The sequence below is a fragment of the Rhodanobacter sp. TND4EL1 genome, from assembly GCF_054061035.1.
Genome location: NZ_JBSSDT010000004.1, coordinates 12858 through 27332, shown reverse-complemented (window position 1 = coordinate 27332; position 14475 = coordinate 12858). Strand labels below are relative to the sequence as shown.

The 14475-nt window shown below is 64.0% G+C and carries 9 protein-coding genes; 2 read left to right on the top strand and 7 right to left on the bottom strand.

Annotated features, from left to right (window positions below; translation table 11 throughout):
- Nucleotides 1-51 precede the first annotated feature (51 nt).
- Both ACVWWQ_RS13920 and ACVWWQ_RS13915 read left to right on the top strand, forming a co-directional pair.
- Nucleotides 52-960, top strand: a complete 909-nt coding sequence (locus ACVWWQ_RS13920; protein ID WP_133951560.1) for a LysR family transcriptional regulator — start codon at nucleotides 52-54, stop codon at nucleotides 958-960.
- Between the two features lie 37 nt (nucleotides 961-997).
- Nucleotides 998-2020 carry a DUF2333 family protein gene (locus ACVWWQ_RS13915; RefSeq protein WP_133951558.1) on the top strand — a complete coding sequence of 341 codons (1023 nt, stop codon included), beginning with the start codon at nucleotides 998-1000 and terminating at the stop codon, nucleotides 2018-2020.
- Between the two features lie 72 nt (nucleotides 2021-2092).
- Here the strand turns inward: ACVWWQ_RS13915 and ppa are convergent, their stop codons facing one another.
- The 7 genes from ppa to ACVWWQ_RS13880 all read right to left on the bottom strand — a co-directional run bounded on the left by ppa (nucleotide 2093) and on the right by ACVWWQ_RS13880 (nucleotide 14422).
- A complete protein-coding gene (gene ppa, locus ACVWWQ_RS13910) occupies nucleotides 2093-2629 on the bottom strand; it encodes an inorganic diphosphatase (RefSeq protein ID WP_099654318.1) in 537 nt (178 codons plus the stop codon).
- Between the two features lie 95 nt (nucleotides 2630-2724).
- Entirely contained in the window at nucleotides 2725-3579 is an 855-nt protein-coding gene (locus tag ACVWWQ_RS13905; protein WP_099654317.1) for a 2OG-Fe(II) oxygenase, read from the bottom strand.
- 37 nt (nucleotides 3580-3616) lie between these two features.
- The gene (pdxR, locus tag ACVWWQ_RS13900; protein WP_133951556.1) at nucleotides 3617-5089 is read right to left on the bottom strand and encodes a MocR-like pyridoxine biosynthesis transcription factor PdxR; all 1473 of its coding nucleotides are present in this window, start codon (nucleotides 5087-5089) and stop codon (nucleotides 3617-3619) included.
- A 389-nt stretch (nucleotides 5090-5478) separates the two neighbouring features.
- Nucleotides 5479-8574 (bottom strand): TonB-dependent receptor, encoded by a 3096-nt coding sequence (locus ACVWWQ_RS13895; protein WP_166669787.1) that lies wholly within the window; start codon nucleotides 8572-8574, stop codon nucleotides 5479-5481.
- Nucleotides 8575-8749: 175 nt separating this feature from the next.
- Nucleotides 8750-9316: a helix-turn-helix domain-containing protein gene (locus tag ACVWWQ_RS13890; protein ID WP_166669775.1), complete on the bottom strand. Its 567-nt coding sequence runs from the start codon at nucleotides 9314-9316 to the stop codon at nucleotides 8750-8752.
- Nucleotides 9317-10064: 748 nt separating this feature from the next.
- Nucleotides 10065-12146, bottom strand: a complete 2082-nt coding sequence (locus ACVWWQ_RS13885) for a prolyl oligopeptidase family serine peptidase (protein WP_457383457.1) — start codon at nucleotides 12144-12146, stop codon at nucleotides 10065-10067.
- 224 nt (nucleotides 12147-12370) lie between these two features.
- Nucleotides 12371-14422, bottom strand: a complete 2052-nt coding sequence (locus ACVWWQ_RS13880; RefSeq protein ID WP_133951548.1) for a sodium-translocating pyrophosphatase — start codon at nucleotides 14420-14422, stop codon at nucleotides 12371-12373.
- Between the last annotated feature and the right edge of the window lie 53 nt (nucleotides 14423-14475).

Sequence of the window (14475 nt, the reverse complement as noted above, 5' to 3'; positions counted from 1 at the left end):
ATGCAAAAAGCACCAAGATGGCGAATCATTCTCAATGAATTACTGACAATCATGGACCGTGTAGGCGACCTCAGCCTGTTCCTGCGGGTGCTCGATCTGGGCTCCATCAGCGCTGCCGCACGCAGTCTCGACCTTTCAGTGGCGGTGGCCAGCCAGCGCCTGAAACGGTTGGAACGCGCTTTGGGCGTGCGACTGTTGCACCGGACGACGCGCCAGTTGCATCCCACGCCTGAAGGCGTGGCGTTGGCCGAACAGGGTCGCGTGCTGGTGGAAGACCTGGAGGCGCTGACCGACGGTTTGCGCCAGGCCGCCACCGAAGTTACCGGGACCTTGCGGGTCACCATGTCGGCCTCGTTCGGTCGCCAGTACATCTCGCCCTTGTTGCCCGAGTTCCTCGCTCGGTATCCGCGGATCAAGCTCAGCGTGAACCTCACCGACGAACAGCTGGACCTGGTCGGCTCCGGCTTTGACTTGGGCATTCGTATCGGCGCACTGGGTGATTCGGACCTGGTGGCGCGCCACCTGGCGCTCAATCATCGCGTGCTGTGCGCGGCGCCGGCGTACCTGGAGCGGCATGGTCATCCGCGCACACCGGCGGATCTGGCCGCGCACGATTGCCTTCTGCTGGTTGGCAGCCAGGGTCGGCAGGACGTGTGGCGGTTCCGCGACCCCCAGGGCAACGACATCGTGCAGCGTGTGCATGGCCGTTTCGAGAGCAATCTGGGCGAGTTGCTGCGCGATGCCGTGATGGCCGGGCTCGGCATCGCGCAGCATTCGGTCTGGCACGTTCATGAAGAATTGCGCTCGGGGCGACTGCAGCAGGTGCTTCCCGACTATCCGATCGCGACCACCGGCATCCATGCCGTGATGCCGCAGCGTCGCCTGATGCCGCCGCGCGTGCGTGCCTTCGTCGATTTTCTGGCCGAGCGCCTTGGCGAACAACCGCCGTGGGAACGTTGAGCAGGTAAGCTTCCATGACGCTTCCAGGAGTTTTGTGATGTCCACCGAGCACACGCCCGTCTACCGAAACCACGGCTTTCGCCGCGTCATCCTCGTGTTCGTTGCCCTGCTGGTGCTGTGCGTGGCGGCGCTGATGTGGTGGTGGGACACCGAGCCGCCGCTGTTCGATCCGGTGGCGGTGACCCAATCACGGATGCAGGAATTGAAACGTCCGATCAGCACCGGTGCCACCACCACCGTCACCCTGATCACCTCGGTGCGGACCTTGCTGGACAAGCGTGGCGGCTATCTCAGCAACGACAAGTTGCCGCCGGGTGTGTTCATGGACAACCTGCCCAACTGGGAGTTTGGCTCGCTGACCGCCTCGCGCGACCTGGTGCGGGCGTTGCGCAACGACTTCAGCCGTTCGCAAACGCAGTCGACCGAAGACAAGGACCTGGCCGAGGCCGATCCCCTGCTGAACAGCCCCAACGACCGCTGGCTGCTGCCCAGTTCGGAAAGCCAGTACCGCAAGGCGATCAGGCATCTGGATGGCTATCTGGGCCGCCTGGGCGATTCCGAGGACAGCAATGCGCACTTCTATGCGCGCGCCGACAATCTGGCGGATTACCTGCAGCTGGTCTCTTCGCGGCTGGGCTCGTTGTCGCAGCGGCTATCGGCCAGCGTGGGGCAGATCCGGATGGGTGATGCCTCGGCGGCTGATGCACCGGAACAACCTGGCAGCATGCATGGCCCGGTGGGCCAGCAGCTGGTGAAAACCCCGTGGACCAAGATCGATGACAATTTCTATGAGGCGCGCGGCTACACCTGGACCCTGCTGGAGCAGCTCAAGGCGATCCAGCAGGACTTTGGCCCGATCCTGCGCAGCAAGCATGCCGACGTCAGCCTGGATCAGGTGATCCGTGAACTGGAAGAAGCGCAGCGTCCGTTGCACAGTCCGATGGTGCTGAACGGATCGCCGTTCGGTTTCTTCGCCAACCATTCGCTGGTGATGGCGAACTACGTGTCGCGCGCCAATGCGGCGCTGATCGACCTGCGCGAGTTGCTCAAGCGCGGCTGAACAACGGCACGCAACGCAGACACGAAAACGGCGCGTCACCATGCGGTGACGCGCCGTTGCTGCGTCAGCTGATCAGGCCTTGGTTGCCTTGTAGCGTTCGATGCCGGCGAGGATCTCGGCCTTCGCTTCTTCGGCGCCGGCCCAACCGTCGACCTTGACCCACTTGCCCTTCTCCAGATCCTTGTAGTGCTCGAAGAAGTGGCCGATGCGTTCCAGCCAGTGAGGCGAGACGCCTTTCATGTCGTTGATGTGCGCGTAGCCCGGAAACACCTTGGGCGAGGGGATCACCACCAGCTTCTCGTCAGCGCCCGCTTCGTCGGTCATCTTCAGCATGCCGACCGGATGGCAGCGGATCACCGAGCCGACCGTCAGCGGCATTGGCAGGATCACCACAGCATCCAGCGGATCGCCGTCACCACCCAGGGTGCCCGGCACGTAGCCGTAATTGCACGGGTAGCGCATCGGGGTGGACAGGATGCGGTCGACGAAGATCGCGCCGCTGTCCTTGTCCACTTCGTACTTGACCGGCTCGGCATCCTTGGGGATTTCGATGATGACGTTGATTTCGTCCGGCACGTTGCGGCCGGCGGGCACGAGATGCAGACCCATGGACTGTCCTTGAGGAGGTTGAAGGGAAACAGGGTCTGCAAGGATACGCCAAACGCTGCTGCGTCGCAGCAACGCAGCTCGAGGGAACGGCTCGGTCAGGCCGGCCGCGGCTGTCCGTAGGGTCGCTCGCGCAGCCATTTGGTGGCGATCCACTTCTCGCCGCGTTGTACCGGCAGGCCGGCATGCAGTGAGCTCTGGTCGCCACCCTCATAGGCAAAATACACGGCCGTGCCGCGCCGGGCGGTGACGGTCAGGCCGAGCTCCGGAAAAGCCGTGCCACCGCCCTGCAGCGGCGTGTTCAGATACATCACCACACTGGCGATGCGCTGGCCGCCCACTGCGGTGATCGCCTCGTAGCCGGGCTGCTGCGGATCGAACCAGTCGAAATGCGGCTCGTATTCCTGGCCGGGCAGGTAGTGCAGGATCTGCAGCCCTTCGCCGTGACTGGCCGGGATGTCCAGCAAGGCCGCCAGGCGCTGTTCGATCCGGCCGACCAGCGGCAGTTCGTTCAAGGTGAAGAACATCCCTTCGCTGGTGCGTCGCTGGTCCACCTGGTTGCTGCCATCGCTGGCCACGGTCAACGCGCGCTTCAGCCTGGGCTGCGCCAGTGCGATCAGCTCATCGCATTCCTGTGCGCTGAGGATGTTCTCCAGCACGCGCAGGGCGGGCGTCTCGACGCCGAGCGAAACGCCGACGACATGTCCTTCAACATCGACTTCCGGCGCTTCCGGATGCCTGGTGCGCAAGCCGCGCGGCGCGGCGCCGGTCGCCTGTGCGTTCAGCGCCGCCAACGACAACTTGAGCACCTCGGCGACGATGCCGCGGCTCTGTCGCGGGTCATAGCCGTTGTCCTTCATCAGCCGCAGCACTTCAGCCACGCTGTGGCCGTCGCGGGTGGTGGTGAGAATCCAGTCGCGCAGCTCGGGGGTGATGGTGGTGCGTGGGTGCATGGTTCAACAAGGCTGGTCGGTGACGGACCAGCTTACTTCAGGTGCCCAGACTCGCGAAGCTGGGCCGGATGCTCAGTGCACGTCGGTCCATCTCGTCCAGGCAACCGCCGAACAGCTGCATCGCGTCGCGCAACTCCTGCGCCGACAGGCTGCCATAGCCCATCAACAGCCCCGCACGCGCGGGAGCTTCGATGTAGTGAGGGGCGATGGGATACAGGCCAAGGCCGCGCTCCCGCGCCAGGTCGATCAGTGCCTGCATCCTGGGGTGATCGTAGCCATGCAACCAGATCACCACATGCATCCCCGCGGACGACTCGGCGATATCCACCCGTTCGCCGCCATGGTGGCGCAGCCCGCGGATCAGTTCCTCACGGCGAAGCTTGAGTTCCTTGCGGACCAGTCGCAGGTGGCGTTCGAATCCACCGCTTTCCATGAAGTGCGCGAGTGCTGCCTGCTCGATGCCCGAGCAGGAGAAGTCGCTGAGGAACTTGGCGTTGATGAAGTCGTCGCGCAGCGCGGTAGGCAGCACCATGTAGGCGAGTCGGATGGAGCCGAACATCACCTTGGACAAGGTGCCGACGTAGATCACCCGGTCATCCTGGTCGAGCGATCGCAACGCGGCCATCGCCTGTGATGCGTGGCCGAGGTCGCCGTCGTAGTCGTCCTCGAGGATCCAGCAGCGCTGGGTCGTGGCATGCCGAAGCAACTCCAGTCGTCGCTGCAGCGACATCGCGGCGCCGGTCGGGAACTGATGCGAAGGTGTCACGCAGATCAGTGGCGGCGACGGCTTGGGCAACGATGCGCAGAGCAGACCCTCGTGGTCGACCGGCACCGCGCAAACCCTCGCGCCGTGCGCGAGCATGGTCTGGTACGCGCCGAAGTAGTGCGGCTCTTCCAGGACCACGGCGTCGCCCTCGTTGAGCAACACGCGTGCGGCAAGAGAAAGCGCCTGCTGCGTGCCGCTGACGATCAGGATATTTTCCGGCACGGTCTGCAGCCCGCGGCGCTGGGCCAGGTATTCGCAGACTTGCACCCGCAGCGCACGCAGGCCTTGTGGCGAGACGCTCTTGGTGGCCGTGTAGGCGGCCGCACGAGCCAGTTCGCGACCCCAGGTCTCACTCAAGGACGGATTGATCAGCGGATGTCCGTGCTGCAGGTTGTAGCGCATGCCGTGTTGCAGGCGAGCCACTCTCCGCACCTGCATCGCACGGGCGCGACCGGCGTAACGCGAGGGCGGCACCACGGCGCGCGCGGTCGGCGGCGGCGGAAGACTGGCCTGAAGCTCGGCCACGTAGCTGCCGGAGCCGGCGCGCGACTCGATGAAGCCTTCCGCGCGCAGCTGTTCATAGGCGGACAGCACCGTGGTGCGCGAGAAACCAAGCTCCTGCGCCAGCTGTCGCGTGGGCGGCAGACGCCGCCCGGCGGTGATGCGGCCGGAAAGAATGGCGCCGCGCATGGCCCGCGTCAGTTGCGAGTACTGCGGGCCGTCGCCGTCAAGAATGAGGAACATGCCAGATCTCCGAGGGGTTTCAGAAATGCTGTCGCCGGATTGGCGTGCAGAACGCAAAAATTTGCGTTCCGCGTGGGAGCGAGTCTAGGCACTCCGTACAACGTCGTCCTGCGGCAGAAGTCATGACGTTGGAGGGGTCGCCAAGGACGTGCGCGCGGATGATTTGGATGGCCGAAAGTCACGTGTCGAGGCGAATTCCACGCCCGGCAGGGCGTCTGTTGACGCCCTGGCCGTGCCTGTCGTCGGAAGGTCCGGCGGTCAACCTGGTATCTGCCACCGCGCAGCAAACGTGATGAGGGGTCATGCGGATCACCTTCCGTGGCCTTCCGTGGAAAGCGCGGCGCTGCCGCAATCCGGCAGCGCCGCTGTGTGGCGGAACCAAGCGTCGATCAGAAGTCGTAGTTCACACCGAAGCGCACATAGCGCGGGGTCTGCGCCGTGAACGGCCGCTGGTAGTTGACGTTCTGACGTGCGTACGTCTGCGTCTCCTGCCGGTCAAGCACGTTGTAGACCATCACGTTGAAGCCCAGACGCCGTTGCGCCCATTCCGGCCGGTATTCCGTGCTCAGGCTCAGCAAATAAGTCCACGGGTTGTGCGTCGCGCCCGGCGATGACGGTTCGCCATTGCAGAAGTGGTAGTACGTGCCGTAGCCAAGGCCCGGATTGGTGTTGTTGGCATACAGGCCGAGACAGCTCTTCGGCGCGCCCGACATCACCGTCAGGTTGCCGGAGACCATCCAGCTCGGATTCAACTGATAGGAGCCGTACGCCTTGATCTGGTGTCGACGGCTGTTGGCGAGTTCGCCGTTGGCGTAGTCCATGATCTGGGCGTAATCCCAGTCGGACGTCGCCGATACATCGGTCTGACCGACGTCGGTCTTCACCTGGCCCTCGCTGTTGCCGTAGCTGCGCGACCACAGATAGTCGACCTTGCCCTGCCACTTGCCATCGAACGGATGCTCCAGGAACAGCTCCAGTCCGTAGTATTTGCGTTTCATCGTGGTGTTGAAGTGGAAGTCGTTCTTCCAGTCCATCTGCACGGTGTAGTAGCCACCAGCCAGCTTCGGAATATTGAAGTAGGAGGTGCTGCCCGGATTGATCAGGATCGATGCGGGGATCTTGGTGGCGTCATATGAATTAGGATCGATGCCCATCGCATTCATCTTGGCGATGATCGACACGTTGTCGCCGATGTCGTCAATCGCATTGCGCAGGTTGCGGTAGGTTGCCTTCGCGCCATATACCCACGAGTCGCCCAGCTTGCGGTCGAAGCCCAGAATGTACTCGTCCTGGTATTCCGACTTGAGGTTGGTCGAGGCGGAGGTCCTGGGGTCACGTGCCTGGCCGTACTCGCCGTTGGCGGACAACGGCGCGCCCGGGCCCTGACTGGTGTTGATCGGCGTGAGTCCGGTCGGGATGCCGTCGGCATCGATGCCGGTGTAGGTGTAATAGGTGCGCGTGAACAGCGAGGTACCCGCGGAACGCAACGCGACGCTGGTCGGCAAGGCGAGATAGTAGCGACCGGCGTTGCCGTAGACCTTGAAGCTGGAGTCGCCATTGACGTCCCAGCTGAAACCGACGCGAGGTGCCAGTTGTGGCGACGTCAGCCGCAGATACGCACGGCCATCACCGCCATAGTTGGTGAACTGGTCGTTGCGCAAGCCCAGCTTGACCAGCCAGCGGTCGTTGATCTGCCAGCTGTCCTCGATGTACTGCGCTTTCTGCGCCACCCGCACCGACGCATTGTTGTGCAGTTCGTACTTCGCCACGTAGTAGCCGTTCTGCCCGCCGGTCGGCGCTACCCACGGCGAGTTCCGCCAGTCGGCGCCCGGCTGCGCGGTATCCGGACCACCGACGATGTAGCCATCCGGCAGCGGATTGCCGTTGCCGTCCACCTGCTGGTTGTATTCCCACGCATAGCCCGCGCCGGTCGGCGGGAAGTAGACGCCGCCGTCCATGTTGGAGGACTTCTGGTTGTCGATGCCGGCCGTAAGGGTGTGGTCGCCGAGCCTGTAGCTCAGATCCACGCGCAGATTGGTATTGGTCGAGCGGTGACCCGGCAGGTTGATCGTGGAAATGGTCTGGCTGTTGGTGACCGGATCGCCGCCGGTGATCGCGGGATTCTGGTTCTCGGGGGTGCGCAGGTAGACCTGAGTCGGGTCGAAGCCGGGCGTTTCGCTGTAGTAGGTGCCCTTCATCTTGCCGTACAACACGCTGAGCGTGAGGTCGTCGCTGATGTAGCTGGTGAACTTGCCCGAATACAGATCCGCGCCGTTCTTGGTCGCCGTGGCATAGCCGTTGAAGCCGGTCTCCCGGTGGCTGGCGTAGTCGTAGTCCTGGATCGTGCCTTCATACGAAGACTTGTTCGAGGCGCCGGTCAGTTCGAGCACGTTGTTGTCGTTGATGTTCCAGTCCAGCTTGCCGTACCACTTCGGCCGATTTTCGCGCGTGTGGGTTTCAAACGGTGCCGTCACCGGGCCCACGCCTCGATCATTGGTGCTGCCTGCGTTGCCGAGACCCTGCTCGCGTTCGGCCTCAACGGCAGCGAAGAAGAACAGCTTGTCCTTGATCAGCGGACCGCCGACATAGGCGTCGATGGTGGTTGTCCAGGACTTGTTGTCGGCGCGGCGGCGATAGATCTTGCCCTGCGAGCCATCCTTGTTGACGTAGTAGAAATTCTTGGGATCACTTTGCAGGTCGGTGGGTGTCCACTGCACCTGGGCGCCGAAATGCCAGTCGTTGCTGCCGCGCTTGCCGACCTGGCTGATCACGCCGCCGTCAGAGCGTCCATAGGCGGCGCCATAGCCGCCACTGAGCACTTCCTGCTGGTCGATGGCGCCGTAGGGCAAGGTCAGGCCGCCAAACCCGCTCAACGGATCGGTCGTGTTGAAACCGTTGATGTAGTACGCGTTCTCAACGACGGAAGATCCACCAAGGGATACCACCGAGCCTCCTGTGGTGCTCAGGCCGTTGAACAGCCCGCTGCCTTCCACCACCCCCGGCGCCAGCAGCGCGATCGCTTCGGCGCTGCGCGCCAGCGGCAGGCGGGCGAGTTCCTGCGATGTGATCACGGTGCGCGAATCCACGCCGGTCACGTCGATGCCAGGCAACGCACTGGCCTGCACGGTGACGGCCGACAGCGTCTGTGCGTTGGCGGCGCTGCCCGAAGCGAAGGAGACATCGGTACCCGCGCCCACGCGCATGGTGACGTGTGAGCGCGAGTCCACCGGCTGGCCATCGCGCAGCAGAGTGACCGTGTACTCGCCCAGCGGGAGCGAGTCGAGCGCGTAGTGGCCGCTGGCGTCCACGGCGGTCTGGCGGCTGAAGCCGGTGTTGCTGAGCACCGTCACGGTCTCGCCGCTTCCGCTGGGCGCCTGGCCGAAGATACTGCCGGTGGTGGCCTGTGCGTGAGTTGGCGTGGACGCAATCACGCCATACAGGCCGATGGCGACGGCGGCCGCCAGGCTGAGCGTCCGCGCAGCCATGCGATGCTTCGGTTCAATGTTTCGATTGTTCATGCAGCTCCCCATTTCAGTGGTGGTGAAGTTGGTGTCGGAACGCGGCTCCGGCCGATCGATGTCGGCCGGTCCTGATGGATCCGGTGAACCGCGTGGCGCAATGCCACGCCACGCCACGCGGGCCGGCCCCGCCCCGAGTGATTCAGGCGATCAGCGCGCGATCGTGACGAAGCTGATCGCGCAGGGTCTGGTGAAAATTCATCAGTCGGCCGACGTGCGCGGTGTCCCCGCAGTGGCTGAGGATTTCGTAGAGCTCGGCGATCCGCGCGGCCCGCGTGCCCGGCTCCAGCGAGCCGCCGATCAGGCCCATGTACGACTGCATCAGCCGCAACGCGATGGCCAGAAGATTCGAGTCGAGCCTGGGTGGGCGGAATGCGTCTGACTCCGACGGCATGCCGGGCGAAGAAGCCAAGGTTTCTGCCGGGGCCTCCGGCAGATCCTTCATGGATCCTTCGCCGGTCATCAGCCACAGCAGCGAAACGCCCAGTGAGTGCGCCATCGTGATGCAGCGCTCGCGCGACATGTCACTGCGACCGTCGCGCCAGTTGCGCACGGTGCCTTCGGAAAACCCGCAACGGTCCGCGACGGCCGAGGCGCTGCCTTCGATGCGGATCAGTTCGCGGATGCGTTCGGACAAGCCCCCTGCGGATTTGCGCGAAGGAGTGGGCGTTCCGCTCGCAATCGAGGCATGGCGGGCGACAATTTCCATGCCGGGTGCCTGCTCCATTCGCACGGCACGAGCATCCGCGCCATCGCGAATGACCGTCGGGCGATACATGGAGTGCATGTCGTGCAGGGGTGGATGAGGTTCGACAAGCGCTGCAGCCGTTGGCATCGTGGTGATCTCCGGGGAAGGGGAAGGCAGCCCGATACGAGCTGCAAGGCAAGATTCTTCGATGAGGGATGCGGGGACGTTCGCAACGACATTCGCGATTCGTTACAAAAGCGTCTGTTTTGTAGCGTAGGCATCGGCGACCTCCCGATACATAGCCAATTTCTTGCGCGCGCGTGATGCCAATTCGGCGCATCGCCACGCGTCTATGGCAACAGGACCCGGGTCATCCGGCATGGCAGTTCAGCCACTGACCGGCGCTGGAAACCGCGTTGCATGGCGGCCGGCGATTGCGTGGCAGCGCCTTGACGAGCGCGCGCGACCGACCCTGCGCCGTGATGGGCCCGGGCCATTCGTCCTTGTGCAAAAAGTCACGACCGTCACCGCAGCGGGCGTCAGCGATCCATCATGCGACATCGATCCCGGCAGGAAAGACGGCTATCCGCCTCGTCGGTGGATATCGTTCATTGCCTTGGTGACGGGCGCGGGTGGCAGGTCGGGAACGGCATCGTCAATGCGGGGCTGTGCACGCATCCATTTGATGACCTTCCACAAAAAACGCCCGGAGCACAACATGCTCCGGGCGAGGGGAAACTTCTGCGTCACAGGCGCGCAGATGTCACGACTATTTCAATTGATCCCACAGGAAGTCGTAGGCCATCGCGTGCATGTGGGCCGATTGCTGGTTGTCCGCGCCGGCACCGTGGCCACCTTCGAGGTTCTCGTAGAACCATACGTTCGGATGACCTTGCGCCTGCATCTTCGCGGCCATCTTGCGCGCCTGCACCGGGCCGACGCGGTCGTCGCTGGTGGCGGTGTAGAACAGCACCGGCGGGTAGTGATCGTCCTTCTTCACGTTCTGGTACGGCGAGAACGTCTTGATGAAGTTCCAGTCGTCGGTATCGGGGTTGCCGTATTCGGCCATCCACGAGGCACCCGCCGAGAGGTGGGTGTAGCGCTTCATGTCCAGCAACGGCACTTCGCAGGCGATCGCGCCGAACAGCTGCGAATACATGGTGAGCATGTTGCCCATCAGCAGGCCGCCGTTGCTGCCGCCTTCGGCGCCCAGGTGCTTCGGTGAGGTCACCCCGCGCTTGATCAGATCTTCGGCCACCGCGGCGAAGTCCTCGTAGGCGCGCGGGCGGTTGGCCTTCAACGCGGCCTGGTGCCACTGCGGGCCGTATTCGCCGCCGCCACGGATGTTGGCGATCACGTAGACGCCGCCACGGTCCAGCCAGGCGCGACCGACGCTGCCGCTGTAATGCGGTTGCAGCGAGACTTCGAAGCCACCGTAGCCATACAGCAGCGTGCGGTTGGCGCCATCCGGCTTCATGCTCTTCGGCGCAATCTCGAAATAGGGCACGCGGGTGCCGTCCTTCGACGTGACGAAGTGCTGGCTGACGGTGAACTTCGAGGCGTCGAAGAAGGCCGGTTCCTGCTTGACCGTTTCGGCATCATGGCCGCCCAGCTCGCCACGCTGCAACGACGACGGAGTCAGGAACCCGCTGACGTCGAGCCAGTACTCGTCGCTGTGATCGGGGTCGGTGTCGACCACGCTGATCGTGCTCAGTGCCGGTGCGCCCGGCATCGTCTCGCGCTTCCATTCGCCACTGGCGGTGGCCGTCGGTGGCGGCGTCAGCACCTCGAGCCTGCTTTTGACGTCGTCCATCAGGTTGAGGATCAGATGGTGTTTGGTCCACGCGTACGCGTCGAGCGAGGTATGCGAGTCCGGTTTGAACAACACGGCAAAGTGGTGCCTGCCGGCCATGAAGTCATCGAACTTCGTCGCCAGCAAGGCACCGGAGGGATAGGTGGTGCCCTCCACGGTCCATGGCGAGCGCGTCTGTACCAGCAGCCATTCGCGGTAGGCCGACGCGCTGGCGTCGTCCGGTACCTCGACGCGGGTCAGCTTGTCGCCGGTGCGCAGGTACATTTCGCTGTGAAAGAAATCCTTGGCGATCGACACGAAGTCGCGTTCGTAGCCCGGAGTGCGATCGTGCCAGGCGCTGACCGCGAGGTCGCTGGGCTTGCCTTCGTAGACGGTGGTCGCAGCGGACAGCGGCGTGCCGCGTCTCCACTGTTTGACGATGCGCGGATAGCTCGATTCGGTCATCGAGCCCGGGCCGAAATCGGTGCCGACATAGACGGTGTTTTCGTCGATCCAGCCGGTCTGGCTCTTGGCTACCGGCAGGTCAAAACCGTTCTTGACGAAGTTCTTGCCGGGAATGTCGAATTCGCGCACGGCAATCGCGTCACCTCCATCGGGCGAGAGGGAGACCAGGCAGCGCTCGAACGCGGGCTTCAGGCACTGCACGCCCTTGAACACCCAGCGCTTGTCTTCGGCCTTGTTCAGCGCGTCGATGTCCAGCAGCACGTCCCACTTCGGCTGGGCCTTGCGGTATTCGGCCAGCGTGGTGCGGCGCCAAACGCCGCGCGGATGCGCCTTGTCGCGCCAGAAGTTGTACAGGTAGTCGCCCATTCGGCTGACGTAAGGAATGCGCGCATCCGAGTCGAGCACTTCGAGAATGCCGTCCCGGGTGTGGGCGAATTCATTGTTGTCGACAAAGCGCGCCGCGGTGGTGGCGTTCTGCTGTTTCACCCAGTCGAGTGCGCGGGTGCCGCGGATGTCTTCCAGCCACAGGAACGGGTCGTCCACGCTGCTGGATGCAGGCGATTTCCCGGAGGTCGCGTTTTCTTGTGCATGCATGTTGTTCATGCCTGTCAGTGTGACGCCAAGCGCCAGCATCAACCAGAGTGGTTTCATCAAAATTCCCCGTGTACGCGATGGGAGTGGGACGGATCGCCTTTGGTGGTGAACGGTCTAAGACCAGCGTTCGATCATACGGTCGCTTGCACGCAAAGTCTGGGCGCGGTAGCCGGATACAAAAGTCCCGCCACGGGGGCGGGACTTTTGCAGTGCCTGGTGAAGTGTTACAGCAGTGGAATCAGCAGCAAGGCAACGATGTTGATGATCTTGATCAAGGGGTTCACCGCGGGACCGGCGGTGTCCTTGTACGGGTCACCCACGGTGTCGCCGGTGACGGCAGCCTTGTGTGCCTCCGAACCCTTGCCGCCGTGGTGGCCGTCCTCGATGTACTTCTTGGCGTTGTCCCACGCGCCGCCGCCGGTGGTCATCGAGATCGCCACGAACAGGCCGGTGACGATGGTGCCGATCAGCACGCCGCCGAGTGCCTGCGCGCCCGCTTCGGGACCGCCGAGCCACTTGAAGCCGAAGATCACCAGCACCGGCACCAATACCGGCAGCAACGACGGCACGATCATCTCGCGGATGGCGGACTTGGTCAGCATGTCCACCGCGCGCGAGTATTCCGGCTTGGCCGTACCGGCCATGATGCCCGGGATGTCACGGAACTGACGGCGTACTTCAACCACCACCGCACCGGCCGCGCGACCGACCGCTTCCATCGCCATCGCACCGAACAGATACGGAATCAGGCCGCCGATCAGCAGGCCGATGATCACGTAATGGTTGGACAGGTCAAAGCTCACGACGGAACCGCCGAAGTGCTGGCTGAGGTTGTGCGTGTAGTCGGCAAACAGCACCAGTGCCGCCAGTGCCGCCGAACCGATCGCGTAACCCTTGGTCACCGCCTTGGTGGTGTTGCCGACCGCGTCCAGCGGATCGGTGACACCACGCACTTCGGGCGGCAGGTCGGCCATCTCGGCGATGCCGCCGGCGTTGTCGGTGATCGGGCCGTAGGCGTCCAGCGCCACGATCATGCCGGCCATCGAAAGCATCGCGGTGGCGGCAATGGCGATGCCGTACAGGCCGCCGAGTGCGAACGCACCCCAGATCGCGGCACACACCGCGAGTACCGGCCAGGCGGTGGATTTCATCGACACGCCGAGGCCGGCGATGATGTTGGTGCCGTGGCCGGTGGTCGAAGCCGCCGCGATGTGCTGCACCGGCTTGTATTGCGTGCCGGTGTAGTACTCGGTGATCCAAACGATCGCGCCGGTCAGCGCCAGCCCGATCAGGGTGCAGCCCCACAGGTTCATCGCGCCGTGGCTGAAGTCGGGCATCAGCTGCATGGTGATCGGGTAGAACGCCGCGGCGGCCAATATCGCCGAGACAATCACGCCCTTGTACAGTGCGCCCATGATCGAGCCGCCTTCCTTCACCTTGACGAACAGCGTGCCGATGATTGAGGCGATGATCGACACGCCACCCAGCAGCAGCGGATACAACACCGCGTTCGCGCCCACCTCGCTGACCATCAGGCTGCCCAGCAGCATGGTGGCGATCACCGTGACCGCGTAGGTCTCGAACAGGTCGGCAGCCATGCCCGCGCAGTCGCCGACGTTGTCGCCCACGTTGTCGGCGATCACTGCCGGGTTGCGCGGGTCATCCTCGGGAATGCCGGCTTCGACCTTGCCGACCAGATCCGCGCCGACGTCCGCACCCTTGGTGAAGATGCCGCCGCCCAGCCGCGCGAAGATCGAGATCAGCGAGCTGCCGAAGGCGAAGCCGACCAGCGCGTGCAGCGCCGGTTCGCCGGTGATGCCCATGCGATTGAGCAGCAGCCAGTATCCGGCCACGCCCAGCAAAGCCAGTCCGACCACCAGCATGCCGGTGATCGCGCCGCCGCGGAAGGCGACGTCCATCGCCTTGCTCAGGCCGCCGCGTGCTGCTTCAGCAGTGCGCACGTTGGCCTGTACCGAAACGTTCATGCCGATGTAGCCGGCTGCCCCCGACAGCACCGCGCCCAGCAGGAAGCCGATCGCGGTCGGCCAGCTGAGGAAGAAGCCGATCAGCAGCAGCAACACCACGCCGACCAGGCCGATGGTGGTGTACTGACGATTGAGGTAGGCGCGGGCGCCTTCCTGAATCGCTGCAGCGATCCCCTGCATCCGTTCGTTGCCTGGCGATTGCGCCAGGATCCAGCGCGCGGAGAACGCGCCATACAAAACCGCCACCACCGCACAAGCAACAACGATCCACCAGCCATACTGCTGCAGCATCGGAGCCTCCCCATGAGTTTCATGTGGCCGTCCGGAACGGGCGGTCAGGGGCA